Here is a 24856-nt window from a genome sequence, read left to right on the forward strand (position 1 = left end):
TCCACCATTCTTAAGGAAGCGGAAGAGGGCGGTTGCCGCCGTGTCGCCAGAGTCCCCCCATACCTCAACCAGTTCGACCGCCACAGACCCAGGTCCGGTGCACACCGGTCCGGGCGCGGACCCGACCGCAGGGTTCGGCCCCAACGAGTGGCTCGTCGACGAGATCTACCAGCAGTACCTCCAGGACCCGAACACCGTAGACCGGGCCTGGTGGGACTTCTTCGCCGACTACGGAGCAAAAGCGGGTGCCCCCGCCGGAGCCGAGGTGACGGCGGCAGCAGTCCCCTCGCCCCCGGCCGCGGCCCCCGCACCGGCCGTCCCCGCGCCCGCCCCGGCCGTTCCGGCCCCGGCGTCGGCCGCACCGGCAGCGGCTCCGGCCCCGCCGACCGCGGCGGCTCCCGCGCCGCCGAAGCCCCCCGCGGCTCCCGCGCCCGCCCCGCGCCCGGTTTCCATCCCGGCCGACCAGGCCGAATCTCCTAAGGACAGCAAGAACGTGACGTCCCCCGTCGCCCCCACCGGTCCCGAGCTGATCGCCCTCAAGGGCCCCTCCGCCCGGATCGTCGCGAACATGGACGCCTCGCTCACCATGCCGACCGCGACCAGCGTCCGCGCGGTCCCGGCCAAGCTGCTGATCGACAACCGCATCGTCATCAACAACCACCTGAAGCGCGCCCGTGGTGGGAAGGTCTCCTTCACCCACATCATCGGCTACGCCATGGTGCAGGCGATCAAGGCGATGCCGGCCATGAACCAGGGCTTCCAGGAGAAGGACGGCAAGCCCTTCCTGGTCAAGCCCGAGCACGTGAACCTCGGCCTGGCGATCGACCTGACCAAGCCGAACGGCGACCGCCAGCTGGTCGTGGCCGCCATCAAGAAGGCCGAGACGCTGGACTTCTTCGGCTTCTGGCAGGCCTACGAGGACATCGTCCGCCGGGCCCGGCAGAACAAGCTGACGGTGGACGACTTCTCCGGCGTCACCGCCTCGCTGACCAACCCGGGCGGCATCGGCACGGTGCACTCCGTCCCCCGGCTGATGCCCGGTCAGGGCACCATCCTCGGCGTCGGCGCGATGGAGTACCCGGCCGAGTTCCAGGGCTCCTCCCAGGAGACCCTGTCCCGGCTGGGCATCTCCAAGGTCATGACGCTGACCTCGACCTACGACCACCGGGTGATCCAGGGCGCGCAGTCCGGCGAGTTCCTCCGGACGATGCACCAGATGCTGCTGGGCCAGGCCGACTTCTACGACGAGATCTTCGAGTCGCTGCGGATCCCGTACGAGCCGGTCCGCTGGGCCACCGACGTGGACAACAGCCACGACAACGAGGTCAACAAGACCGCCCGGGTGATGGAGCTGATCCACTCCTACCGGGTCCGCGGCCACCTGATGGCGGACACCGACCCGCTGGAGTACAAGCAGCGCAAGCACCCCGACCTCGATGTCCAGGCGCACGACCTGACGCTGTGGGACCTGGAGCGCGAGTTCGCGGTCGGCGGCTTCGCCGGGCGGGCGACGCTGAAGCTGCGCGACATCCTCGGCGTGCTGCGCGACTCGTACTGCCGCACCGTCGGCATCGAGTACATGCACATCCAGGACCCCAAGCAGCGCCGCTGGATCCAGGCCCGGGTCGAGCGCGGCAACGACAAGCCGGAGCGCGAGGAGCAGCTGCGCATCCTGCGCCGGCTCAACGCCGCCGAGGCGTTCGAGACCTTCCTGCAGACCAAGTACGTCGGCCAGAAGCGCTTCTCGCTGGAGGGCGGCGAGTCCGTCATCCCGCTGCTGGACGCGATCCTGGACTCCGCCGCCGAGGCCCGGCTGCAGGAGTGCGTGATCGGCATGGCCCACCGCGGCCGGCTGAACGTGCTGGCCAACATCGTCGGCAAGTCCTACGCGCAGATCTTCCGGGAGTTCCAGGGCAACCTGGACCCGAAGTCGATGCACGGCTCCGGCGACGTCAAGTACCACCTGGGCTCCGAAGGCACCTTCACCGGGCTGGACGGCGAGACCATCCGGGTCTCGCTGGCCGCGAACCCCTCGCACCTGGAGGCCGTGGACCCGGTGGTCGAGGGCATCGTCCGGGCCAAGCAGGACATCCTGGACAAGGCCGGCGACTCCTTCGACGTCCTCGCCGTGCAGATCCACGGCGACGCGGCCTTCGCCGGCCAGGGCGTGGTCGCGGAGACCCTGAACATGTCGCAGCTGCGCGGCTACCGCACCGGCGGCACCGTGCACGTGGTGATCAACAACCAGGTCGGCTTCACCGCCGCCCCGGCCGCCTCGCGCTCGTCGATGTACTGCACCGACGTGGCCCGCATGATCGAGGCGCCGATCTTCCACGTGAACGGCGACGACCCGGAGGCCGTGGTCCGCGTGGCGCGGCTGGCCTTCGAGTTCCGCAAGGCGTTCGGCAAGGACGTGGTCATCGACCTCATCTGCTACCGCCGCCGCGGGCACAACGAGGCCGACAACCCCTCGTTCACCCAGCCGCTGATGTACGACCTGATCGACAAGAAGCGCTCGGTGCGCAAGCTCTACACCGAGGGCCTGATCGGTCGCGGCGACATCACGGTGGAGGAGGCCGAGCAGGCCCTCAAGGACTACCAGGACCAGCTGGAGAAGGTCTTCGCCGAGGTCCGCGAGGCCAACTCGACGCCGACCCCGACCACCAGCGCCCGGCCGACCGCGGACTTCCCGGTGTCGCTGCAGACCGCGATCTCCCAGGAGACGGTCAAGCGGATCGCCGAGTCCCAGGTCGCGCTGCCGGACTGGCTGACCGTGCACCCGCGGCTGCTGCCGCAGATGCAGCGCCGGGCCGCGATGATCGAGGACGGCACCATCGACTGGGCCATGGGCGAGACCCTCGCCATCGGCTCGCTGCTGATGGAGGGCCACCCGGTCCGGCTGGCCGGCCAGGACAGCCGCCGCGGCACCTTCGGCACCCGGCACGCGGTGCTGGTCGACCGGGTCACCGGCGAGGACTACACCCCGCTGCTCTACCTGACGGACGACCAGGCCCGCTACACCGTCTACGACTCGCTGCTCAGCGAGTACGCGGCGATGGGCTTCGAGTACGGCTACTCGCTGGCCCGCCCGAACGCCCTGGTGGCGTGGGAGGCGCAGTTCGGCGACTTCGTCAACGGCGCGATGACCATCGTGGACGAGTTCATCACCTCCGCCGAGGCCAAGTGGGGCCAGACCTCCGGGGTCACCCTGCTGCTCCCGCACGGCTACGAGGGCCAGGGACCGGACCACTCGTCCGCCCGGATCGAGCGCTTCCTGCAGCTGTGCGCCGACAAGAACATGACGGTGGCCCAGCCGACCCTGCCGTCGAACTACTTCCACCTGCTGCGCTGGCAGGTGCACAACCCGCACCACAAGCCGCTGATCGTCTTCACCCCGAAGTCGATGCTGCGACTGAAGGCCGCGGCGTCGAAGACCGAGGAGTTCACCACCGGCGGCTTCCGCCCGGTGATCGGCGACAGCACGGTCAAGCCGTCCGAGGTCCGCAAGGTCGTCATCACCGCCGGGAAGTTCTACTACGACCTGGAGGCGGCCCGCACCGAGCGCGGGATCACCGACACCGCGCTGGTCCGGGTGGAGCGGCTGTACCCGCTGCCGATCGCCGAGCTCCAGGAGGAGCTGCAGCGCTACGGCGACGACGTCCAGTACGTCTGGGCCCAGGAGGAGCCGGCCAACCAGGGCGCGTGGCCGTTCATCGCGCTCAACCTGGTGGACCACCTGGACGTGGTGGTCGGCCGCAACGCCAACGGCTCGCGGCTGCGCCGCGTCGCCCGGCCGTCGTCCTCGGCCCCGGCCGTCGGCTCGGCCAAGCGCCACGCCGCAGAACAGGCCCAACTGGTCGAGGACGTCTTCGCGATCTGACCGTACGGAGCACGGGCCCGGCCCCCCGCAGTCGGGGGGCCGAGCCCGCCGCACACCCACCACCAGGAGAGACGCACGTGAACTTCACCGACCAAGGCATCGAGGAGTTGCAGACCCGGCGCGGCGAGGAGGAGGTCGGCTTCGACTGGCTGGCCGACCGGCTGCAGGAGTTCGTGGATCTGAACCCGGAGTTCGAGGTGCCGATCGAGCGGCTGGCGACCTGGCTGGCCCGGCTGGACGACGACGAGGACGACTGACGTCCGACCCAGGAGGGGTTTCGCGATACTGCTTGACTTCCGAGCTACGCGATATATCGTGAATAGCAGAAGTCGTATCCAGCGGGGAGTCAGTATGTCTGAGCAGTGGACCGTCAGCGCGCCCGAGAAGCTCACCTTCGACAGCCCGGTCACCCGGCTGCGGGTGCGCACCATCGCCGGCGCTGTCAACGTCGTGGCCAGTGAGGGCCCGGCCAGGATCGAAGTCACCGAGATCGAGGGGGCCCCGCTCAGGGTCACCCTGGACGACGGCGAGCTGGTCGTCACCTACGAGGACCTGACCTGGAAGGACTTCTCCTGGAAGTCCCTGGTCTCGTTCCTCGGCAAGTGGCAGCAGGGGAACCGGCGCCGCGCCGTGGTCTCGCTCGCGGTCCCGGCCGGGGCGCGGGTCGAGCTGGGCTCGGCCTCGTCCGACACCGTCATCTCCGGCATCACCGCCCCGGTCACCGTGCACAGCGCCAGCGGCTCGACCACCCTGGTCAAGCTCTCCGGGCCGGTCGACGCCAACACCGTCTCCGGCGCCGTCCAGGCGCAGGCGGTGTCCGGCGACCTCAAGGTCAACACCGTCTCCGGCGAGCTGACCGTGTTCGAGGGGACCAGCGGCACCATCAAGGCCAACTCGGTCAGCGGCCCGGTCACCGTCGACCTGGCCCACGACAACGCCATCGACGTCCACCTCAACAACGTCTCCGGCGAGGTCGCGGTGCGCATCCCGGCCCCCACCGACGCCCAGGTGCACGCCAACACCACCAGCGGCGCCCTGTCCAACGCCTTCGACGAGCTGCGGGTCGGCGGCAGCTGGGGCGCCAAGCAGATCACCGGGACGCTCGGCAAGGGCACCGGCAAGCTGAAGATCACCACGGTCTCCGGCTCGGTCGCCCTGCTCCGCCGCCCCGCCGCCGAGGACGACGCCCCGGCCGCCCCGCTCGCCATCGGATTCGACAAGGAGGACCAGGCATGAGCCCTGTCTTCGCCCACGGCCGCCTCCGTCTCTACCTGCTCAAGCTGCTGGACGAGGCCCCGCGGCACGGCTACGAGGTGATCCGGCTGCTGGAGGAGCGCTTCCACGGCCTGTACGCGCCCTCCGCCGGGACGGTCTACCCGCGGCTGGCCAAGCTGGAGCAGGAGGGCCTGGTCTCGCACACCGTCGAGGGCGGCCGCAAGGTCTACCGGATCACCGACGCCGGACGCACCGAACTGGCCGACCGCGCCCCGGAGATCGAGGCGCTGGAGTCCGAGATCCGGGACTCGGTGGCCCAGTTGGCGGACCAGATCCGCGAGGACGTCCGCGACTCGGCGAAGGACCTCCGCGAGGAGATCCGCCGCGCGGCCAAGGAGTCCCGCCGGCAGACCAAGGGCACCGCGAAGGGCTGGGGCCCGGACCCGGTCTGGGGCGAGGGTCCGTGGACCATGCCCTCCGGCATGGACAAGGAGGCCTGGCAGCGCGCCAAGGAGGAGTGGCGCCAAGCCAAGGAACAGGCGAAGGAGCAGGCCCGGCAGGCCAAGGAGCAGGCGCGCAGCGCCCGCGAGGAGGCCCGCGCCACCCGTGAGCAGACCCGGGCGGTCCGGGACCAGGTGCGGAACGAGGCCCAGCGGATCGGCGAGCAGATCCGGGCCGGCGCGAAGAACGGGGACTGGCCGTCCGGGCTGAGCGAGGGGCTGGCTGAACTGACCCGCACGCTGTCCGGGCTGGCGGACCCGTCCCGCTGGGGCGGTCCCGCGCCGAGCACGGCGGAGAGCGTTCGGGTCGACCGCATCGACCTGGACAAGGACGGCGCCGAGGACGGGGCCGAGGACGCGGCGGACCTGCCGTCGTGGACGGCGACGGACCCCTCCGGGGACCCGCTCCGCGAGCTGAGCGGACTGCTGGACCGCTTCCGCGACGAGGTCCGCGACAGCGCGAGGGACGCCGGCTTCGACGCCGCAGGCCTGTCCCGAGCCCGAGCCGTCCTCACCGACGCGGCCCGACGCCTGCGGGGCTGACGGCCCCGGCGGGGGCGCGGGGAACCACCGTGGCGTGGTTCCCCGCGCCCCTGCTTTGGGCTGTCAGGGGTTCAGCACGATCTTGCCGAAGACGTCGCCCCTTTCCAGGCGGGCGAAGCCCTCACGGGCCTCGGCGAGGGGCAGCACGCTGTCGATGACCGGGCGGATGCCGGTGCTGGCGCAGAGCTGGAGCAGTCCGGCGAGCTCGTCCTTGGTGCCCATAGTGGAGCCGACGACCTTGAGCTCCAGGAAGAAGATCCGGGTCAGTTCGGCCGGGGGGTTCGCCCCGCTGGTCGCGCCGGAGATGACGATCGTGCCGCCCGGCTTCAGCGACTTGACGGAGTGTGCCCAGGTCGCGGCGCCGACCGTCTCCATCACCGCGTCCACCCGCTCCGGAAGCCTCGCACCGCTCCCGAAGACCTGGTCCGCGCCCAGCTCAATCGCCCGCGCGGCCTTGGCCTCGTCCCGGCTGGTGGCCCACATCCGCAGGCCGGCCGCCCGGCCGAGGACGATCAGCGCGGTGGCGACGCCGCCGCCCGCGCCCTGCACCAGGACGGTCGCGCCGGGCTTGACGCCCGCGTTGGTGAACAGCATCCGGTAGGCGGTGAGCCAGGCCGTGGGGAGGCAGGCGGCCTGCTCGAAGCTCAGCTCGGCGGGCTTGGGCAGCAGGTTCCAGGTCGGCACGGAGACCTGCTGGGCGAAGGTGCCCTGGTAGTGCTCGGTGAGGATGGAGCGGGGCTCGTCCGGCCCAACGCCGTGTCCGGTCTGGCCGACCACGGAGTGCAGCACCACCTCGTTGCCGTCCTGGTCCACCCCCGCCGCGTCGCAGCCGAGGATCATCGGCAGCTTGCCCGGCGGCAGGCCGACCCCGCGGAGCGACCAGAGGTCATGGTGGTTCAGGCTGGCGGCCTTGACCGTGACGGTGCTCCAGCCGGGACGGGGCTCCGGCTCGGGGCGCTCGCCCAGTTCCAGCCCGCTCAGCGGGTCATCGGCGTCGATACGGGCGGCGTAGGCAGCGAACATGCCCCCGACCTTAGGGCTGACCCGCCGTCACCCGGAACCATGACCCGATGTGACATACGTCCTCTGGCCGGAGCGGACTCGGGGTGTCGGGGCGCACACACACCCCGACACCCGGTCTCCCGGACAGCCGCCACACCCCCGCGCCACAGCGCGACCCGCAGGGTCAGCGACGGGCCACGCCCTCGGCGCGGGCTGCCGCTGCGACCGCCTTGGTCACCGCCGGGGCGACCCGGGCGTCGAACGGGCTGGGGATGACCTGGGCCGCCGCGAGGTCGTCGCCGACCAGCTCGGCCAGGGCGTCCGCCGCTGCGATCTTCATGCCCTCGGTGATCCGGCTCGCCCGGACCTGCAGTGCGCCCGCGAAGATCCCCGGGAACGCCAGCACGTTGTTGATCTGGTTCGGGAAGTCGCTGCGCCCGGTGGCGACCACGGCCGCGTACTTGTGCGCGACGTCCGGGTGCACCTCGGGGTTGGGGTTGGCCATCGCGAAGATGAAGCAGTCCTGCGCCATGGTGGCGACCGCGGCCTCCGGCACCGTCCCGCCGGAGACGCCGATGAAGACGTCGGCGCCGGCCAGCACGTCCACCAGCGAGCCGGAGAGGCCGCCGCGGTTGGTCAGCTCGGCGATCTCCCGCTTGACGTCGGTGAGGTCGGTGCGACCGACGTGCACGGCGCCCTGCCGGTCGCAGAGCACCACGTCGCCGATGCCCGCGCCGACCAGGATCTTGGCGATGGCGATCCCGGCCGCGCCCGCGCCGGAGATGACCGCGCGCAGGTCGGCCAGGGTGCGGCCGGTGAGCTTGGCGGCGTTCCGCAGCGCGGCCAGGGTGACCACGGCGGTGCCGTGCTGGTCGTCGTGGAAGATCGGGATGTCCAGGGCCTCCTGCAGCCGGCGCTCGATCTCGAAGCAGCGCGGCGCGGAGATGTCCTCCAGGTTGACCCCGCCGAAGGACGGCGCGAGCCGGATCACCGTCTCGATGATCTCCTCGGTGTCCTTGGTGGCGAGGGCGATCGGCACCGCGTCGACGCCGCCGAACTGCTTGAACAGGATCGCCTTGCCCTCCATCACCGGGAGCGAGGCCTCGGGGCCGATGTCGCCGAGGCCCAGCACGGCCGTTCCGTCGGTGACGACGGCAACGACGTTGGACTTCCAGGTGTAGTCGTTGACCAGGTCGGGGGTCTCGGCGATGGCGGTGCAGACCCTGGCCACCCCGGGGGTGTAGGCCAGGGACAGGTCGTCCGCGTCGCACACCGGCACGGTCGCGGTGATCTCCATCTTGCCGCCGCGGTGGAGTGCGAAGGCGGGGTCGATGGGATCCTGCTCGTCCAGCGAGCGGGGACTGATGATCTCGGCTGCCACGATGACCTCTTCGTCGTCGTACGGGTGAGGGTGGGTAGTGCTGCGATGCGTCCGGTGGGTGCCGTTCTCGACACTAGCCGGGGCGCGTCGGCCGTACCTTCGTCTGTTCGTCCACGTCACTGGGCCTGCACAGGGCTCATGGTCGTTCGATCCGCCCGCACAGACGGTGGATTTGCACTCGAACGGAGGACGAGGACATCGGAGTGAAGGGGAGCTTGCCGTAGTGGTGAAGCGCTTCGGTTCCGGAGCCTGCGTCGTCGGCTTCCGGTCCTCACGCCTCCCGGATCGGTCCCGATCCGGTGGCCTGCTCATGCGACGGGGGTCACCCGTTATGGGATTTTGACACAGATGGTGACCCTGATGGCAGCCCGGGGGTGGCAAGATTCGATTTCATTCACTGGTCGTGGCGTCGCATAAAGGTGTGCACCCCGCTGTGACGACTGCTCACCCCTCTCTCAGGAGGCACCCCCTCATGGCCCGATTCATAGCCAAGCGCGTCATCGCGACCGGCGCGGTGCTGGCGGCCGGCTCGCTGATGCTGACCGCCTGTGGCAGCTCCAAGATCGACGGCAACACCGGCGCGGCTCCCGACGCCTCGCAGACGGTCAACACCGCCGGTCCCGACGCCGCCCTGGTGGCTATGCTCCCGGCCGACCTCAAGGCCAAGGGGACGCTGACCGTCGCCACCGACTCGACCTACGCCCCGGACGAGTTCAAGGACGCCAGCGGCGCGGTCGTCGGCATGGACGTCGACCTGGGCAACGCGATCCTGGCCAAGCTGGGCCTGAAGGCGGACTGGCAGAGCGCCGACTTCGGCAGCATCATCGGCGGCATCACCGCCAAGAAGTACGACCTGAGCCTCTCCTCCTTCACCGACACCAAGGAGCGCGAGAAGCAGATCGACATGGTCCAGTACTTCAACGCGGGCGAGGCCATCGCGGTGCTCAGCGGCAACCCGGACAAGATCGGCGGCACCGCGGCCGACCTGTGCGGGATCAAGGTGGCGGTGCAGAACAACACCACTGAGTCCGCCGAGATCGCGCAGACCATCAACCCGGCCTGCCTCAAGGCCGGGAAGAAGATCATCCCCGGCGGCGGCGACAAGTTCGACGCCCAGACCGACGCCACCACCGCGCTGATCGCCAAGCGCGACCAGGCGATGATGGCCGACTCCCCGGTGATCGACTACGCCGTCAAGCAGAGCAACGGCGCGCTGCAGAAGATCGGCTCCAACTACAACAACGCCCCCTACGGCATCGTCGTCCCCAAGGGCAGCCCGCTGGCCGGGGCGATCCAGGGCGCGCTCAAGGACCTGATCAAGGACGGCACGTACACCCAGATCCTCACCAAGTGGGGCGTCGCCTCCGGCGCGCTGACCGCCGACCAGATCGTCCTCAACGGCGCGACCAGCTGATCGGCCGGCCACCGGAACGAGAGCCACAGACATGACTACTCCTCAGGACGCACAGCCTGGGGTGCCGTCGGCGGGACGGCCCGAGGACATCCGGGCCGTCCCCGTCAGGCACCCGGGCCGATGGGTCGCCGTCGCCGTGATCGCGGTGCTCGCGGCGATGTTCGTCAAATCCGTCGTGACCAACTCCGCCCTGCACTGGGACGTGGTCACCCAGGTCTTCGCCGACAAGACGGTGATCGCGGGCCTCCAGAAGACCCTGCTGCTGACCGTGCTCTCCATGGTCATCGGGGTCGTCGGCGGCATCCTGCTGGCGGTGATGCGGCTGTCGAAGAACCCGGTGCTCAGCGGGGTCTCCTGGGTCTACATCTGGATCTTCCGGGGCACCCCGGTGCTGGTCCAGCTGTTCTTCTGGAACTTCCTCGGCGCGGTGTTCCCCAAGGTCGGCCTCGGCATCCCGTTCGGGCCGACCTTCGTCTCCTGGAACTACAACGACCTGATCTCCGGGCTCACCGTCTGCGTGCTGGGCCTGGGCCTGAACGAGGCCGCGTACTTCTCCGAGATCGTCCGGGCCGGCATCCTGTCGGTGGACGAGGGCCAGGCCGAGGCCGCCTCCTCGCTCGGCCTGACCCATGCGCAGACCCTGGGCCGGATCGTGCTGCCGCAGGCGATGCGGGTGATCATCCCGCCGGCCGGCAACGAGACCATCTCCATGCTCAAGACCACCTCGCTGGTCAGCACCATCGCCATCGTGGAGCTGACCCGGGCCGGGCAGGACATCGGCAACCGCACCCTCTACGTGATCCCCTCGCTCATCGGCGTCAGCCTCTGGTACCTGCTGATCACCTCGATCCTCTCGGTCGGGCAGTTCTACGTGGAGCGCTACTACGCCCGCGGCACCAACCGGGTCCTGCCCAAGACGCCCTGGCAGAAGGTGCGGGAGAACCTCTTCTCGCGCCAGGTCCACGCCCAGCCGGGAGGTACCGCGTGAACGGCATCGGCGAGCCCATGGTCCGCGCCCAGCAGGTGCACAAGTCGTACGGGCAGGTCGAGGTCCTCAAGGGGATCGACCTGGAGGTCAGGGCCGGAGAGGTGTTCTGCCTGGTCGGCCCGTCCGGGTCGGGCAAGTCGACCTTCCTGCGCTGTATCAACCACCTGGAGAAGATCAACGCCGGACGGCTCTACGTCGACGGCGACCTGGTCGGCTACCGGGAGAAGAACGGCAAGCTGCACGAGCTGAAGGACCGCGAGGTCGCGCTGAAGCGGCGCGACATCGGCATGGTGTTCCAGCGCTTCAACCTGTTCCCGCACCTCACCGCGCTGGAGAACATCATCGAGGCGCCGGTCCGGGTCAAGGGCGAGGCCAAGCAGGCCGCCCGCGAGCGGGGCGAGGCGCTGCTCGCCCGGGTCGGCCTGGCCGACAAGGCGGGCAACTACCCGTCCCAGCTCTCCGGCGGCCAGCAGCAGCGGGTGGCGATCGCCCGTGCGCTGGCGATGGAGCCCAAACTGATGCTCTTCGACGAGCCCACCTCGGCGCTGGACCCGGAGCTGGTCGGGGACGTGCTGGACGTCATGCGCGGCCTGGCCGAGGAGGGCATGACCATGATCGTGGTCACCCATGAGATGGGCTTCGCCCGCGAGGTCGGCGACGCCCTGGTGTTCATGGACGACGGCATCGTGGTCGAGTCGGGCCACCCGCGCGAGGTGCTGACCAATCCGCAGCACGAGCGCACCCGCGGCTTCCTCTCCAAGGTGCTCTGACCCCTCGGCGGAGCACCTCCGTGCGAACCCCGGCCTCCGCGACGGAGGCCGGGGTTCGCGGCGTCATACCCTTGGAGGCCAGACCGTCCCGGACCGACCCCACCACCGAGGAGCACACCGTGGAGCTCGCCTCCTACGCGGACCTGGCCGTCAGGCTGGTGAACACGGAGGAGCCCGATCGGCACACGGACGGGCTCACCACCGTGGAAGCCGTGCGCCGGCTGTTCAGCCCCGGCAGTCGCGGGCTGAAGCTGGCCGACGCGGGCGACCTGCCGCGGCTGCGGTCGGTCCGGATCAGGCTGCGCGCCGTGTTCGAGTCGGCCGCGGAGGGCGACGAGTCGCGCGCGGTGAACCTGCTCAACGAGCTGCTCACCGAGTACCCGGTCAGCCCGATCGTGTCCGGGCACGGCCTGCTGGACGACCGGGGCCGCCCGCAGTGGCACATGCACCTGGCCGAGAACGCCGGCAGCGCCACCGCGCTGTTCGCCGCGGGGGCCAGCATGGGCCTGGCGGTCCACCTCACCCAGCACGGGGTGGAGCGGCTCGGCATCTGCCAGGCCGCGCCCTGCCGCAACGCGTACCTGGACACCTCCACCAACCGCTCCCGCCGCTACTGCTCGGACCGCTGCGCGACCCGGGCCAACGTCGCCGCGTACCGCGCCCGCAAGCGCGAGGAGGCACGGGAGAACAGCGTCTGACGCGCCGCCCGCAGCCGGGCGCGCGGCTTGGAGCGGGCGCGCGCGTGGCAGGCCCGCGGCTAGAGCTCGGCGCGGACCCGGCGGAACGCGCCGAACCGGCGGGCCAGGCCGTACGGGACCCGGGTCAGCAGCCGCTCCAGCCAGCCGGCCGGGGCCAGCCAGGACGGGCGCGGGCTGATCCGCAACAGCACCCGGCCGAGCACCAGGTCGTCCGGGACCGGGCCGAAGTCGCGGCTGTCGCCCTCCACCCTGCTGTTGTCGGACAGCAGCCACCACCCGTCCGGACGCCGCTCCACCGCCCGCTTCACCACGAAGAGGTCCTGCCGCAGCGGGTGCCGGGCCACCACGATCGACCCGGCCCGCACCCGTCCGCCGCCGTAGCTGCAGAACAGCCGGTCGCCGTGGGACAGGGTGGGCGCCATCGACGGTCCGTCAACATCCAGCACGCCGAACCGCCCAGGCGTGGTGCCCCCCTCCGGCGGCTCCTGCGGGAAAGGGTCAGGGGCCGGTCCGTGCTTCTGCTCCGCCATGCCGTTCATCCCGTTCGTCCCGTGCGGACCTGCCTGCCACCTGGCCCACCGCCGTCGAGCGGTGCACCCGGTTCCATCTTCTCCCACCCGGCCCCGATGTCCACGCTCCCTACAGCTTTTGCCCTAGGACCGGGGGCTGGACGCGATTCGCCACCGGATTCGGAGTAATCTCGTGCGCGGGAAGACGATCACAGGAAAGGGACTTCCATGTTCTCTCGGCTGTTTGCACCGCGGATCACTGTCCACGCCCACTGCGACCTGCCCTGCGGCGTCTACGACCCGGCGCAGGCCCGTATCGAGGCGGAGTCGGTCAAGGCCACCCAGGAGAAGTACCAGGCCAACGACGACCCGCACTTCCGCGCGCGCGCCATCGTCATCAAGGAGGAGCGCGCCGAGCTGGCCAAGCACCATGTGTCGGTGCTCTGGTCCGACTACTTCAAGGCCCCGCACTTCGAGGCCTACCCGCAGCTCCACCAGCTCGTGAACGACACCCTCAAGGCCCTCAGCGCCGCCAAGGCCTCCACGGACCCGGCGACCGGCCAGAAGGCCCTCGACCTCATCGCCGAGGTCGACAAGATCTTCTGGGAGACCAAGAAGGCCTGACCCGCTGCGCCCCAGAGCCCGGCCGGACCACCGGCCGGGCTCTGTCCGTCCCAGGAGTGAACTGCCGTTCCGGCAGCGGCTGGTGGTCACCGGGCCGTCACTCCTCGCCGCGGTCGACCAGGGCCTCCTCGAAGTCCAGGTTGCGGATCAGGCGGCGCAGCAGTTCGTCGTCGATCCGGTCGGCGTCCCGCAGGTGGACGAAGACGTCGCGCTCGGCGGCGATGGTCTCCTTGCCGAGCCTGCGGTAGACCGCGTCCGCGGACTCCCCGCTCTCCTCGTCCACCGCCGCGCCGAGGCGCTCCCAGACCGCGTTCCTGCGCCGGTCCAGCACCCGGCGCAGCCGTTCCTCCAGCGGCGGCGGCAGCTGGTTCCGCGGCGCGGCCAGCAACTGGTCCAGGCGGTCGGTGGCGGCGGTCGAGGCGTCGTTCTGCGCCTGCGCCTCCACCAGCACCTCGCGCTGCGGGTCGGGCGGCGGCATCGGCAGCGCGTTGACCAGCCGGGGCAGGGTGAGCCCCTGGACCAGCAGGGTGCCGATCACCACCACGAAGGTCAGATAGAGGATCAGGTCCCGGTCGGGGAAGGCGGCTCCGTCGTTCACCGTCACCGGGATCGAGAAGGCGACCGCCAGCGAGACCACCCCGCGCATCCCGGCCCAGGCGATGACGAACGGCCTGGTCCAGTCGGGGGTGTCCTCGCGCTCCCGGATCCGCTTGCTGAGCCGGGCCGGGAGGTAGGTGGCGGGCCAGCACCAGACGAAGCGCATCACGATCACCGAGCCCAGCACCAGCACCGCCCACAGCACCAACTCCCCTGCCGAGTAGCCGCGCAGGGCCCGGAGCACCACCGGCAGCTGCAGTCCGATCAGCGCGAACACCGCCGACTCCAGGATGAAGGCGACCATCCGCCAGACCGAGTCCTCCTGCAGCCGCAGCGCGAAGTCCACGGTGTGGGCGTGGTGGCCGAGGTAGAGGCCGACCACCACCACCGCGATCACCCCGGAGGCGTGGAAGGCCTCCGCCGCGGCATAGGCGGCGAACGGGACCAGCAGCGAGAAGGTGTTCAGCAGCAGCCGGTCCTTCAGCCGGGTCCTGGCCCACTGCAGCGGCACCATCAGCACCAGGCCGACCGCGGTGCCGCCGAGGGCGGCGAGCAGGAATTCGCCGAAGGCCGTCCCCCAGGAGAAGCCCTCGCCGACCGCGGCGGCCACCGCGACCCGGTAGGCGGTGATCGCGGTGGCGTCGTTGACCAGGCTCTCGCCCTGCAGGATGGTGACCACCCGGCGGGGCAGCCCGACCTTGCGGGCGATCGCGGTCGCGGCGACGGCGTCCGGCGGGGCGACCACCGCGCCCAGCACGAACGCCCCGGCCACCGGCAGCCCGGGGATCACCGCGTAGGCGATCAGGCCCACCGCGACCGTGCTGAACAGCACATAGCCGATGGACAGCAGCGCGACCGGGCGGATGTTGGCGCGCAGCCCGCGGTAGGAGCTGTCCAGCGCGGCCGTGTAGAGCAGCGGGGGCAGCACCAGCGGCAGCACCAGCTCCGGATCGAGGGTGTAGTCGGGCACCCCCGGCAGGTACGAGGCCACCAGCCCGACCGCGACCAGCAGCAGCGGGGCGGACAGCTGTACCCGCCGGGCCAGGCCGGCCACGGCGGCGCTCCCGGCGACGAGCAGCAGCAGTGCACTGGAGGACATGGCACACACCGAAGCACAGGGGGCGCGCGGATGGGTCCCGCGGCGCGCGAACGGACGCGTACTCTGGCGGGTATGGCCGGAATGCATGGTTGCTCACACACGTCTGACCTGCCCGCGGTGGAACCCGAACCCCTGGCCAAGACCTGCGAGGAATGCCTCGCCCTGGGCCAGCACCCGGTGCAGCTGCGGCTCTGCCTCAGCTGCGGCCATGTCGCCTGCTGCGACTCCAGCCCGAGCCGGCACGCCACCGCGCACTCCCACGCCACCGGCCACCCGGTGATGCGCTCGTTCGAGCCGGGGGAATCCTGGCGCTGGTGCTACCGGCACCGCTCCCTGGTGTGACCCCCGCGCACAGGCCGGGCCCCGGCTCCGACCGGGTTGCAGATATTCCCACCCGCGTTGCCACGCTTCGCTGCTGACGACTTACCATGAGTCACCCGCGGGGGATGTGGGCGACACCGTGTCGAGGATCGCGGTAGCGTCACCTCGCGGCAGGGCGTCAGCGCCCTGCGCACCAGAGCAACTGCGAGTTCAACCGCTGCGGTGGCACCATCCGCGGCAGCGGAGCAACACCATCGGAGGTGAGGGTGTCCCAGATCGACGGCGATCCCGAGGCGAAGGACTTCGTCGAAGTCCGGCTGCCAGCGGCGGGCGCCTACCTCTCGGTCCTGCGGACCGCGACAGCGGGCCTCGCGGCCCGGCTCGACTTCACCCTCGACGAGATCGAGGACCTGCGGATCGCGGTGGACGAGGCCTGCGCCATCCTGCTCCAGCAGGCGGTCCCCGGCAGCGTGCTGACCTGTGTCTTCCGTCTGGTCGGCGACTCGCTGCGGGTCACCGTCTCGGCGCCGACCACGGACGGCCGCGCACCCGAGCGCGACACCTTCGCCTGGACGGTGCTCTCGGCGCTGGCCGGCGAGGTCGAGTCGACGGTCGAGGAGGACCGCACGGTCACCATCAGCCTGCACAAGAAGCGCGGCGCGGGGCCCGGCCAGCCATAACCGGTGGCGGGGTAAACAAGTTGATCCCGGAACGGAACGGAACGGGGGGATCGCCGTGAGTGATCTGGACCGCACAAGCGGTGCCGGGGTGCAGGCCGCTGTGCCCGCGCAGGCAGGCGCCCCGGACAGGGCGTCATCCCCGGAGCCCGTGCGCACCGGGACCGAGCAGGCGGAGGACAGGGTGTTCGCAGACGATCCCGACCGTCCCGGCACAACGGGCGGGGCCGAGTCGGCCGGTGCGCACGGGGAGCCCGGTACGCAGGCCGACACCGGCACGCAGCCAGTGCCCGCCGCACCGGCGGAGCCCGCTGCCCCGGACGGCGAGGCCGGGCCCAGCCCCGAGCACGCCCCCGCGGCGCCGCATGTCTGGGGCGGCGGCCGTCCGGCCCCGCAGCGGCACGGCGCCCCCGACCGGGAGGCCGCCCGCGCCCTGTTCGTCCAGCTCGCCGGGCTGCCCAAGGACTCCCCCGAACGGGTGGAGCTGCGGAACCAGTTGGTGCGGATGCACATCCCGCTGGTCGAGCACCTGGCCCGGCGCTTCCGCAACCGCGGCGAGCCGCTGGACGACCTGACCCAGGTCGCCACCATCGGGCTGATCAAGTCGGTGGACCGGTTCGACGTCGAGCGCGGCGTGGAGTTCTCCACCTACGCCACGCCGACCATCGTCGGCGAGATCAAGCGGCACTTCCGGGACAAGGGCTGGGCGGTCCGGGTCCCGCGCCGGCTGCAGGAGCTGCGGCTGTCGCTGACCACCGCCACCGGCGAGCTGTCCCAGCAGCACGGCCGCTCCCCCACCGTGCACGAACTGGCCGAGCGGCTCGGCATCTCCGAGGAGGAGGTGCTGGAGGGGCTCGAGTCCGCCAACGCCTACAGCACCCTCTCGCTCGACGTCCCGGACACCGACGACGAGTCGCCCGCCGTCGCCGACACCCTCGGCGCCGAGGACGACGCACTGGAGGGGGTGGAGTACCGCGAGTCGCTGAAACCGCTGCTGGCCCAACTGCCGCAGCGGGAGCAGCGGATCCTGGTGCTGCGCTTCTTCCGCAACATGACCCAGTCCCAGATCGCCACCGAGGTCGGCATCTCGCAGATGCACGTGTCCCGGCTGCTCGCCAGGACCCTGGCCCAACTGCGGGACAAGCTGCTGCTGGAGGAGTAGGCGCTAGCGGCGCCGGCCGCCCTCGGGCCACAGCACCGCCGTGGTCCGCGGGTGCAGCAGCAGCACCACGCCGCCGATGCCGAGCAGGCCGATCACGATGCCGACCGGGAGCTGCAGCCCGCCGTTCTGGAAGGTGAAGTAGGTGACGGCCAGGCAGAGTGTGTCGACCATCACCGCCGGGCTGCGGCCCCAGCGCTTCAGCCGCAGCAGCGCGCGCCCGGCGAGCAGCGGCAGCAGGCCCAGCAGCAGCACGATGACCGCGCCGAACTCGGTCAGCCCGACCCCGGTCCTGGTATGCGTGAACAGGGCGGCGACCATGAGGTACGCGCCGTACCCGGCGATCAGCACGCCCTGGGTCAGCGCTATGGCGGCGCCGCCGACCAGCGTCCAGGGGCGGGCCGCCGCGGCGGGGGCGGTGGAGCGGGCGTCGAGCGAGGCTTCGGCAGTCACCCCACCAGGCTAGCCGCCGCCCCGGCCCCGGTTTCCGCGCCCCCGCCGCGCCGGGCGGACCTGCTTCCCCCACCCCGGTCCGATACCTGCCGGTAGGTAAGCTGACGGTATGCGCGCGCTCCTGGTCGTCAATCCGAAGGCGACCACCACCAGCAGCCGGACCAAGGACGTCCTCGCGCACGCGCTGGCCAGCGACCTGAAACTGGAGGTCGCGGCGACCGGGTACCGGGGCCACGCCCGCGATCTGGCCCGGGACGCCGCGGCGTCCGGCACCGTCGACCTGGTGGTCGCGCTCGGCGGCGACGGGACGGTCAACGAGGTCGTCAACGGACTGCTCACCGAGGGACCCTCCGAACACCTGCCGCGATTGGCGGTCGTCCCCGGCGGCAGCACCAATGTCTTCGCCCGCGCGCTCGGCCTCCCCAACGACCCGGTGGAGGCGACCGGCGCACTGCTGGACGCGCTGGCGGCGGGCAGCGAGCGGACCATCGGCCTCGGCCGGGCCGCCACCGAGGGCCTGCCGGAGCGCTGGTTCACCTTCACCGCCGGCTTCGGCTTCGACGCCGGCGTGGTCGGCCGGGTGGAGCAGTCCCGCCGCAGCGGACGGCGCTCCACCCACACGCTCTACGTCGACCAGGCGGTACGCCACTTCTTCGGCGAGCGCCGGCACCGCAGGACCGGGCCGATCACTCTCCGCATTCCCGGCGTCGAGCCGGTCGACGGGCTGGTCCTGTCGATAGTCGCCAACACCTCGCCGTGGACCTTCCTGGGCACCCGCCCGGTCTACGCCTCGCCCGGAGCGGGGTTCGACACCGATCTGGACCTCTTCGGACTCACCCGGATGACCGCGGCCGGCATCCTCCGGACGATTCCGCAGCTCCTGGACGCCTCGGCGGTCGGCCCGAGGGGCAAACACGTGGTCGCTTACCACGATCTGGCGGAATTCACCTTGCATTCGCAGGAAACCCTGCCATTTCAGGTCGACGGAGACCACCTTGGAGAGCGGAACGAAGTCAGCTTCTCAGGCGTACGTCGCGCACTGCGTGTGATTGTGTGATCAGAGGGGTCCCAACTCCTTCTTCTCGAACGTTCGAACCCCTTCACTCCATAGAAGTACAGGGTGTGACCTAGCCGACACCGACGATTCAAAAATTCCTACTCGAAGGGGGTTGTATCCGGAGTCGAGGTTTGCGAACCTTTACTTGGCGATCGGGACGGACCGTTACCGGAGACCCGCCTGAGTCGCCCGAATCAACTGCAACGTCGCAGGCACCCGCACGTCGTCGACCCACCCGTCGATCCGTGCCTGCCGCAGGGTTCGTGAAAGCGTTCACATTCACAAGCCACCGATGAGCCGTCGGGACCATCCCGTTCGGCTGGAGGAGTTGGATCATCATGGACTGGCGCCACCGCGCTGTCTGCCGGGAAGAAGACCCCGAGCTGTTCTTCCCCATCGGCAACACGGGGCCCGCCCTGCTGCAGATCGAGGAAGCGAAGGCCGTCTGCCGTCGCTGCCCGGTCATGGAAAGCTGCCTGCAGTGGGCCCTTGAGACCGGCCAGGACGCCGGCGTCTGGGGCGGAATGAGCGAGGACGAGCGTCGTGCGATGAAGCGCCGCGCCGCCCGCAACCGTGCGCGCACCGCCTGAACAGCCTTACCTCGCACCACCTCTGATCAACCCTTGATCAAGCGCCTCCGTGGAGACGCTTCCGAGGCAACGCACACCACTCGCGGCGCTCGTCGGCCCGACAGTTTGATACCGTCGGAGCCGAGGGCAGCCGCCCGTGCGATGCACGCGGCACAGCCCGCACCCAGAACCCCTGCTCCGGCCGACTCCCCCCGACGGCCGGAGCAGGTTTGAGAGGCCCTGTCGACCCTCCCCCCCGGCCGACAGGGCCTCGCTTCGTTCCCGCGTCTGACCCGGCGTCAGCGGCTGTGCTCCACCGGGATCTCCAGCACCACCCTGGTCCCCGCGGGGTCCGCCGGGACCATGTCGAACGTCCCGCCCAGCTCCCCCACCACCAGGGTCCTGACGATCTGCAGCCCCAGGTTCCCCGACTTCTGCGGGTCGAAGCCCTCCGGCAGCCCGACCCCGTCGTCGGTCACCGTGATCAGCAGCTGCTCACCGCCGCGCGCGCCGCCCGCGGCCGGCATCCGCCCCCGCACCGCCCGCACCGTGACCGCCCCGCCCGCCTTCGGCCCGTACGCGTGCTCCAGCGCGTTCTGCAGGATCTCGGTGAGCACCATCGCCAGCGGCGTGGCCACGTCCGCGGACAGGATGCCGAAGCTGCCGCTGCGCCGCGCGGTCACCCGGCCGTCCTGGGACAGCTCCATCACCATGGCCAGCACCCGGTCCGCGATCTCGTCGAAGGCGACGTGCTCGTCCAGGTTCTGGGACAGCGTCTCGTGCACGATGGCGATCGAGCCGACCCGGCGGACCGCCTCGTCCAGCGCGCCGCGGGCGGCCTCGTTGTCCAGTCGCCGGGACTGCAGCCGCAGCAGCGCGGCGACGGTCTGCAGGTTGTTCTTCACCCGGTGGTGGATCTCCCGGATGGTCGCGTCCTTGGTCATCAGCTCCCGTTCGCGCCGCCGCAGTTCGGTGACGTCGCGGAGCAGCACCAGTGAGCCGATCAGCTCTCCCTTGGGCTTCAGCGGGATGGCCCGCAGCTGGACCACCCCCTCGACCGTCTCCACCTCGGTCTGCCGCGGCGCCCAGCCGCTGGCGAGCTTGGCCAGCGCCTCGTCCACCGGGCCCCGGGTCGGCGGCGCCAGCTCCGCGGTGGTCCGGCCGAGGTGCAGCCCGACCATGTCGGTGGCCAGGCCGAGCCGGTGGTAGGCGGAGAGCGCGTTGGGGCTGGCGTAGGTGACCAGGCCCTCGGCGTCCAGCCGGATCAGGCCGTCGCCGGCCCGCGGCGAGGCGTCCATGTCGACCTGCTCGCCGGGGAACGGGAAGGTGCCCGCGGCGATCATCTGGGCCAGGTCGGAGGCGCTCTGCAGATAGGTCAGTTCGAGCCGGCTGGGGGTGCGCACGGTCAGCAGGTTGGTGTTGCGGGCGATCACCCCGAGTACCCGCCCCTCCCGCCGGACCGGGATCGACTCCACCCGCACCGGGACGTCCTCGCGCCACTCCGGGTCGCCCTCGCGGACGATCCGGCCCTCGTCCAGCGCCACGTCCAGCATCGGCCGGCGTCCGCGCGGGACCAAGTGGCCAACCATGTCGTCCTGGTAGGAGGTGGGCCCGGTGTTGGGACGCATCTGCGCCAGCGAGACGTAGCGGCTGCCGTCCCTGGTGGGCACCCAGAGCACCAGGTCGGCGAAGGAGAGGTCGGAGAGCAGCTGCCACTCGGACACCAGCAGGTGGATCCACTCCACGTCGGCGCTGTCCAGGTTGGTGTGGTGGCGCACCAGATCGTTCAGGGAAGGCATCTGCCGAGCGTAGCCGGTGCGGTGCTGACCTGGCGGTTTCGACGAGATTCGGCATTGGTCTGGACAACTGCAATTGGTCTAGTCCACAATGAGGGCAGCACCAAGGGAAGGACCCACCGCGCTATCTGCCCTGACCGCGCACCGGGCCCTCCCCGCTTGAAGAAGCCGGTCTGACCGTCCTCCGCCCCGCGGGCCCGCACACCCGCCGCGACAGGACCGCAGCCGCCGGCAATGCCTCGGGCCGCGGTGCCGGACAGGTTGAGGGTCCTGTCCCGGCGCCACGGCCCGTTGTGCTTTCCGCGCTCACTCCCGGCCGGCGGTCGGCCCGGTTCTAGACGGTCAGCCCAGTTCGATCCGGGCGGTCAGCTTGGCGTCGGCCGTGTCGGCCGCCGCGACCGGGTCGTGGCCCTGCAGGATCGGGGTCAGGAACAGCGTGGAGATCGGGTTGGGTGCGACCTCCACATTCCCCCAGGCCTTGACCAACGGGGTGAACCCGGCGTTCGGCAGCGCCTTCTGCGCCGCCGCCGCGTAGGCGTTGCCGTCCAGCGCGGAGTAGAGGCTGGCCTTGTTCGGCAGGAAGCCGTTGAGCTTCACGTAGGCCCGCTCGTTCGCGTCGCTCAGGGCGATCTTGAGGAAGCCCAGCGCCATGGTCCGCTGCTGCGAGGTCTCCGCGACGGCGAGGTCCGAGCCGCCGAGGAAGGTCTTGGCCGGCTTGGCCGCGGTGGCGCCCGGGATCGGGAAGTAGCCGATGTTCCCGGCCATCTTCTTGTTGGCCGCGATCACCCCGGCCTCCTCGTAGCCCATGGCGATCATCGAGGCGACATTGCCCTTGGCGAACACCGTGGCCTGCACCGGGTGCTGCTCGTCCCGGTCCTTGGGGGCCTTGCCGAACGCCTGCAGCGTCTTGAACAGGTTCGCCGCCTGCAGCGCGGCGGGGCTGTTCAGGTCGCCCACCCACTTGCCGGCCTTCAGGGTGAGGATGTCCGCGCCGGCGTCCTGGAGGAAGCCGTCGAAGGCGTACCAGTTCTGCCCGGGGAGGTAGAGCGCGGAGTCCACGCCGGGGGTCTGCTGGAGCTTGGCCAGGTCGGTCTCGAACTCCGCCATGGTCTGCGGCGGCTGCAGCTTGGCGGCGGCCCAGAGCTTCTTGTTGTACATCACCACCCGGTTGCCGGCGAACCACGGCGCGGCCAGGTGCTTGCTGGCCACGATCCCGGACTTGGCCATGGACGGGGTCCAGTCGGTGCCGCCCAGGTCCTTGAGGTACGGGTCCAGGTCGAGCAGACCGCCGGTGGAGGCGTAGTAGGAGGTCTGGGTGTTGCCGATCTCCACCACGTCCGGCGGGGTGAGCCCGGCCAGCGCCGAGGTCAGCTTCTGCTGGATGCCGGCCCACTGCTGCGGCTGGACCACCACCTTGGCGCCCGGGAAGGCGGTCTCGAACTGCTGCGTCACCGTCTGCACCCAGCCGGCGGGGTCGTCCCCCGCCATCAGCCAGACGGTGAGCGTCTTCCCGTCGTACGAGGTCGGCCGGCTCGACGCACCGCCTCCCCCCGAGCTGCAGGACGCGGTGCCCACCAGCAGCACCGTCGTCGCCAACGCAGTGATCGCTTTTCGTCTGTTGTTCACGCCATCCTCCTCGGACGCCCCCCGGACCTTTTTGGCCTAGACCAATTGGCCGGAGTCTCGCCCTCCCCCGCGAGGGCAGTCAAGAAACGCAAGCCCGCGGCGGCAAGGTGTTACCGGACCGACACCTCGTCGGAACTATGCACCAAATACCCGCTTTCGTAGGGTTGGTGGCTCCTTGCTGGTCCAGTCCTGCCCCCGGCGCGCATCCGCGGGGTCTTCGCTTGTCAAGCGTTGATAACGGCTTGGCACAGTGCGCCGAGACCCCTTGACGCTCCACATTGGTCCATGCCAATCTCCGTTCACTGGTCTACACCAATCAGGTACTGCAAGACCCTCGTTGAGCACCCCCTTCAGGCACGGTCACGCTCTGGAACTCCTCCGAGACAAAACCGGTGCCCTACTTTCGCTCATCCCCAGGAGGATGTTTTGAAGCGCAAGATCGCAGCCGCCGCGGCGCTCGCCACCGTGCTCACCGCTGCCGCCTGCTCCTCTTCCAGCACCAGTTCCACGCCGCAGAGTGCCCTCAGCACCGACGGCAAGGGCAAGACCGTCAACATCTGGCTGATGCAGGATGCTCAGCAGGGCTGGCCGGCCGTCGTCGACGCCGCCAAGAAGGAGTTCACCGCCGAGACCGGCGCCAAGGTGAACATCCAGTGGCAGACCTGGACCAACTACAGCACCAAGCTGGACACCGCGCTGCTCTCCGGCAACGCCCCGGACGGCCTGGAGCTGGGCAACACCCAGACCGCCAAGTACATCGCCGCCAACGCCTTCGTCGACCTGACCAGCGTCAAGAGCAAGTTCGACAACTCGTCGACCTGGCTCGACTCGCTCGCCGCGTCGGGCCAGAGCCCGGACGGCAAGAAGACCTTCGCGATCCCGTACTACGCCGGCGCCCGCGTCCTGATCTACCGCAAGGACCTGTTCGCCAAGGCCGGTGTCACCACCCCGCCGACCACCCTGGACGAGCTGACCGCGGACCTGCAGAAGGTCAAGGACGCCAACAAGAACGTCCCGAACTTCTCCGCGCTGTACCTCCCGGGCATGAACTGGTACACCGCCGTCTCCTTCGGCGCCGGCAGCTTCGGCACCCAGGGCGTCATCGCCAAGAGCGACGGCAAGACCTACACCGGCACGCTGACCGACCCGGCCTTCATCCAGGGCATCAACACCTGGAACACCCTGCAGAAGAACTTCTCGGTGGGTGGCCAGACCGTCAACGAGTCCAACCAAGACGCGCTGATGGCCAAGGGCAACATCGCCGCCATCATCGGCAACGCGTGGGAGCAGGGCTCGGTCGTCTCCTCCACCCCCGGCAGCGGCGGCAACCCGGCGCTGGCGAACGACCTGGCCAGCATCGCCGTCCCCGGCACCACGGCCGGCCAGCCGACCCCCGCCTTCCTCGGCGGCTCCGACCTGGCCGTCCCGGCCCACGCCGCCAACCCGGGCCTGGGCGCGGAGTTCCTGCGCATCTTCACCGACACCGCGCAGCAGACCGCGCTGGCGAAGTTCGCCATCCCGAACAACAAGACCCTGGTGCCGGCCTTCGAGGCGGCCTCCCCGGGCAACAAGGCCGCCGGTGACGCCGCGGTCGGCAAGACCTGGTTCATCCCGAACTCCCCGTACTGGAGCCAGACCTCGGACGAGACCGCGCTGCAGAACGCCTTCAGCGCCATCGCCACCGGCAAGGAGGACCCGGCGAAGGCCCTCGGCGACGCCGAGAAGATCATCACCACGGACCTCAACTCCGCCAACTGACGCCACCTGATCGAGGGTCCGGCCCGCTGGTGACAGCGGGACCGGGCCCCGGCCACTGAGCGCATCTCTGGGGCAGCCGGTGGGAGCGTCTACCGGCTGCCCGTCCCATGTGTGCATCCTGCTTGAAAAGTTCCGCAGGCTCCGGGGAAGGACCCTGATGAGTGTGATCGAATCCGACCGCCCGAAGGCACGTGCGGGTCGGCAGGGGAATTCCCCGAAG

Annotated in this window: 22 protein-coding genes; 15 read left to right on the forward strand and 7 right to left on the reverse strand. The window is 70.4% G+C overall.

Translation table 11 applies throughout. The features are described from left to right. Positions 1-40: 40 nt before the first annotated feature. The 4 genes from ACEZDE_RS11720 to ACEZDE_RS11735 all read left to right on the forward strand — a co-directional run bounded on the left by ACEZDE_RS11720 (position 41) and on the right by ACEZDE_RS11735 (position 6138). Positions 41-3880: a multifunctional oxoglutarate decarboxylase/oxoglutarate dehydrogenase thiamine pyrophosphate-binding subunit/dihydrolipoyllysine-residue succinyltransferase subunit gene (locus tag ACEZDE_RS11720; protein WP_380535323.1), complete on the forward strand. Its 3840-nt coding sequence runs from the start codon at positions 41-43 to the stop codon at positions 3878-3880. Positions 3881-3957: 77 nt separating this feature from the next. Further along, positions 3958-4137, forward strand: coding sequence for a DUF6104 family protein (locus ACEZDE_RS11725; protein WP_380535326.1), 180 nt, complete (start codon positions 3958-3960; stop codon positions 4135-4137). Between the two features lie 94 nt (positions 4138-4231). Beyond that, entirely contained in the window at positions 4232-5116 is an 885-nt protein-coding gene (locus tag ACEZDE_RS11730) for a DUF4097 family beta strand repeat-containing protein (RefSeq protein WP_380535328.1), read from the forward strand. Next, positions 5113-6138 carry a helix-turn-helix transcriptional regulator gene (locus ACEZDE_RS11735; protein ID WP_380535330.1) on the forward strand — a complete coding sequence of 342 codons (1026 nt, stop codon included), beginning with the start codon at positions 5113-5115 and terminating at the stop codon, positions 6136-6138. Before ACEZDE_RS11730 ends, ACEZDE_RS11735 begins: the two co-directional genes overlap by 4 nt. A 63-nt stretch (positions 6139-6201) precedes the next feature. On the opposite strand, the gene ACEZDE_RS11740 is transcribed toward ACEZDE_RS11735, so the two are convergent. Beyond that, complete coding sequence (locus ACEZDE_RS11740; RefSeq protein WP_380535332.1) at positions 6202-7161, reverse strand: zinc-binding dehydrogenase; 960 nt, start codon at positions 7159-7161, stop codon at positions 6202-6204. A 163-nt stretch (positions 7162-7324) separates the two neighbouring features. Beyond that, positions 7325-8521: an NAD(P)-dependent malic enzyme gene (locus ACEZDE_RS11745; protein WP_380535334.1), complete on the reverse strand. Its 1197-nt coding sequence runs from the start codon at positions 8519-8521 to the stop codon at positions 7325-7327. Between the two features lie 472 nt (positions 8522-8993). On the opposite strand from ACEZDE_RS11745, the gene ACEZDE_RS11750 reads away from it, so the two are divergent. From ACEZDE_RS11750 to ACEZDE_RS11765, 4 genes are all read left to right on the forward strand, one after another. Then, a complete protein-coding gene (locus ACEZDE_RS11750; RefSeq protein ID WP_380535336.1) occupies positions 8994-9935 on the forward strand; it encodes an ABC transporter substrate-binding protein in 942 nt (313 codons plus the stop codon). Positions 9936-9966: 31 nt separating this feature from the next. Beyond that, positions 9967-10923 carry an amino acid ABC transporter permease gene (locus ACEZDE_RS11755; RefSeq protein ID WP_380535338.1) on the forward strand — a complete coding sequence of 319 codons (957 nt, stop codon included), beginning with the start codon at positions 9967-9969 and terminating at the stop codon, positions 10921-10923. 17 nt (positions 10924-10940) lie between these two features. Continuing rightward, positions 10941-11693, forward strand: a complete 753-nt coding sequence (locus ACEZDE_RS11760) for an amino acid ABC transporter ATP-binding protein (RefSeq protein WP_380535691.1) — start codon at positions 10941-10943, stop codon at positions 11691-11693. A 119-nt stretch (positions 11694-11812) separates the two neighbouring features. Then, positions 11813-12391, forward strand: coding sequence for a CGNR zinc finger domain-containing protein (locus ACEZDE_RS11765; protein WP_380535340.1), 579 nt, complete (start codon positions 11813-11815; stop codon positions 12389-12391). A gap of 59 nt (positions 12392-12450) precedes the next feature. On the opposite strand, the gene sodX is transcribed toward ACEZDE_RS11765, so the two are convergent. Continuing rightward, entirely contained in the window at positions 12451-12813 is a 363-nt protein-coding gene (sodX, locus tag ACEZDE_RS11770) for a nickel-type superoxide dismutase maturation protease (protein ID WP_380535342.1), read from the reverse strand. Between the two features lie 315 nt (positions 12814-13128). Here sodX and sodN point away from each other — a divergent pair, with 315 nt between their 5' ends. Beyond that, the gene (gene sodN / locus ACEZDE_RS11775) at positions 13129-13524 is read left to right on the forward strand and encodes a superoxide dismutase, Ni (RefSeq protein WP_380512504.1); all 396 of its coding nucleotides are present in this window, start codon (positions 13129-13131) and stop codon (positions 13522-13524) included. A 97-nt stretch (positions 13525-13621) separates the two neighbouring features. Here sodN and ACEZDE_RS11780 read toward each other — a convergent pair whose 3' ends face one another. Continuing rightward, positions 13622-15220 (reverse strand): Na+/H+ antiporter, encoded by a 1599-nt coding sequence (locus ACEZDE_RS11780; protein ID WP_380535344.1) that lies wholly within the window; start codon positions 15218-15220, stop codon positions 13622-13624. A gap of 81 nt (positions 15221-15301) precedes the next feature. Here ACEZDE_RS11780 and ACEZDE_RS11785 point away from each other — a divergent pair, with 81 nt between their 5' ends. From ACEZDE_RS11785 to ACEZDE_RS11795, 3 genes are all read left to right on the forward strand, one after another. Continuing rightward, positions 15302-15562 carry a UBP-type zinc finger domain-containing protein gene (locus ACEZDE_RS11785; protein ID WP_380535693.1) on the forward strand — a complete coding sequence of 87 codons (261 nt, stop codon included), beginning with the start codon at positions 15302-15304 and terminating at the stop codon, positions 15560-15562. Between the two features lie 245 nt (positions 15563-15807). Continuing rightward, on the forward strand, positions 15808-16221 hold the full coding sequence (locus tag ACEZDE_RS11790; RefSeq protein ID WP_380535346.1) for an anti-sigma regulatory factor: 414 nt from the start codon (positions 15808-15810) through the stop codon (positions 16219-16221). 181 nt (positions 16222-16402) lie between these two features. Further along, positions 16403-17380: a SigB/SigF/SigG family RNA polymerase sigma factor gene (locus ACEZDE_RS11795; RefSeq protein ID WP_449341705.1), complete on the forward strand. Its 978-nt coding sequence runs from the start codon at positions 16403-16405 to the stop codon at positions 17378-17380. A 3-nt stretch (positions 17381-17383) separates the two neighbouring features. Here ACEZDE_RS11795 and ACEZDE_RS11800 read toward each other — a convergent pair whose 3' ends face one another. Further along, positions 17384-17830: a hypothetical protein gene (locus ACEZDE_RS11800; RefSeq protein WP_380535349.1), complete on the reverse strand. Its 447-nt coding sequence runs from the start codon at positions 17828-17830 to the stop codon at positions 17384-17386. Positions 17831-17939: 109 nt separating this feature from the next. Between ACEZDE_RS11800 and ACEZDE_RS11805 the strand changes: the two genes are divergently transcribed. Together ACEZDE_RS11805 and ACEZDE_RS11810 are read left to right on the forward strand one after the other, a co-directional pair. Continuing rightward, positions 17940-18887, forward strand: coding sequence for a diacylglycerol/lipid kinase family protein (locus tag ACEZDE_RS11805; protein ID WP_380535351.1), 948 nt, complete (start codon positions 17940-17942; stop codon positions 18885-18887). 338 nt (positions 18888-19225) lie between these two features. Continuing rightward, positions 19226-19477, forward strand: a complete 252-nt coding sequence (locus tag ACEZDE_RS11810) for a WhiB family transcriptional regulator (RefSeq protein ID WP_030257455.1) — start codon at positions 19226-19228, stop codon at positions 19475-19477. 278 nt (positions 19478-19755) lie between these two features. Here the strand turns inward: ACEZDE_RS11810 and ACEZDE_RS11815 are convergent, their stop codons facing one another. Then, the gene (locus tag ACEZDE_RS11815; protein WP_380535353.1) at positions 19756-21255 is read right to left on the reverse strand and encodes a sensor histidine kinase; all 1500 of its coding nucleotides are present in this window, start codon (positions 21253-21255) and stop codon (positions 19756-19758) included. 339 nt (positions 21256-21594) lie between these two features. After that, the gene (locus tag ACEZDE_RS11820; RefSeq protein ID WP_380535355.1) at positions 21595-22878 is read right to left on the reverse strand and encodes an extracellular solute-binding protein; all 1284 of its coding nucleotides are present in this window, start codon (positions 22876-22878) and stop codon (positions 21595-21597) included. Between the two features lie 426 nt (positions 22879-23304). Here ACEZDE_RS11820 and ACEZDE_RS11825 point away from each other — a divergent pair, with 426 nt between their 5' ends. Then, a complete protein-coding gene (locus ACEZDE_RS11825; RefSeq protein WP_380535357.1) occupies positions 23305-24636 on the forward strand; it encodes an extracellular solute-binding protein in 1332 nt (443 codons plus the stop codon). The last annotated feature ends 220 nt before the right edge of the window (positions 24637-24856 follow it).

It is taken from the genome of Streptacidiphilus cavernicola, from assembly GCF_042510955.1.
Taxonomy (GTDB): domain Bacteria; phylum Actinomycetota; class Actinomycetes; order Streptomycetales; family Streptomycetaceae; genus Streptacidiphilus; species Streptacidiphilus cavernicola.

What these genes read in the sequence shown, in the direction of transcription:
- ACEZDE_RS11730 (WP_380535328.1), top strand. Translation starts at nt 4,232, where the DNA reads ATGTCTGAGCAGTGGACCGTCAGCGCGCCCGAGAAGCTCACCTTCGAC.
- ACEZDE_RS11735 (WP_380535330.1), top strand. Translation starts at nt 5,113, where the DNA reads ATGAGCCCTGTCTTCGCCCACGGCCGCCTCCGTCTCTACCTGCTCAAG.
- ACEZDE_RS11740 (WP_380535332.1), bottom strand. Translation starts at nt 7,161, where the DNA reads ATGTTCGCTGCCTACGCCGCCCGTATCGACGCCGATGACCCGCTGAGC.
- ACEZDE_RS11750 (WP_380535336.1), top strand. Translation starts at nt 8,994, where the DNA reads ATGGCCCGATTCATAGCCAAGCGCGTCATCGCGACCGGCGCGGTGCTG.
- ACEZDE_RS11755 (WP_380535338.1), top strand. Translation starts at nt 9,967, where the DNA reads ATGACTACTCCTCAGGACGCACAGCCTGGGGTGCCGTCGGCGGGACGG.
- ACEZDE_RS11760 (WP_380535691.1), top strand. Translation starts at nt 10,941, where the DNA reads ATGGTCCGCGCCCAGCAGGTGCACAAGTCGTACGGGCAGGTCGAGGTC.
- sodX (WP_380535342.1), bottom strand. Translation starts at nt 12,813, where the DNA reads ATGGCGCCCACCCTGTCCCACGGCGACCGGCTGTTCTGCAGCTACGGC.
- sodN (WP_380512504.1), top strand. Translation starts at nt 13,129, where the DNA reads ATGTTCTCTCGGCTGTTTGCACCGCGGATCACTGTCCACGCCCACTGC.
- ACEZDE_RS11780 (WP_380535344.1), bottom strand. Translation starts at nt 15,220, where the DNA reads ATGTCCTCCAGTGCACTGCTGCTGCTCGTCGCCGGGAGCGCCGCCGTG.
- ACEZDE_RS11785 (WP_380535693.1), top strand. Translation starts at nt 15,302, where the DNA reads ATGCATGGTTGCTCACACACGTCTGACCTGCCCGCGGTGGAACCCGAA.
- ACEZDE_RS11805 (WP_380535351.1), top strand. Translation starts at nt 17,940, where the DNA reads ATGCGCGCGCTCCTGGTCGTCAATCCGAAGGCGACCACCACCAGCAGC.
- ACEZDE_RS11810 (WP_030257455.1), top strand. Translation starts at nt 19,226, where the DNA reads ATGGACTGGCGCCACCGCGCTGTCTGCCGGGAAGAAGACCCCGAGCTG.
- ACEZDE_RS11815 (WP_380535353.1), bottom strand. Translation starts at nt 21,255, where the DNA reads ATGCCTTCCCTGAACGATCTGGTGCGCCACCACACCAACCTGGACAGC.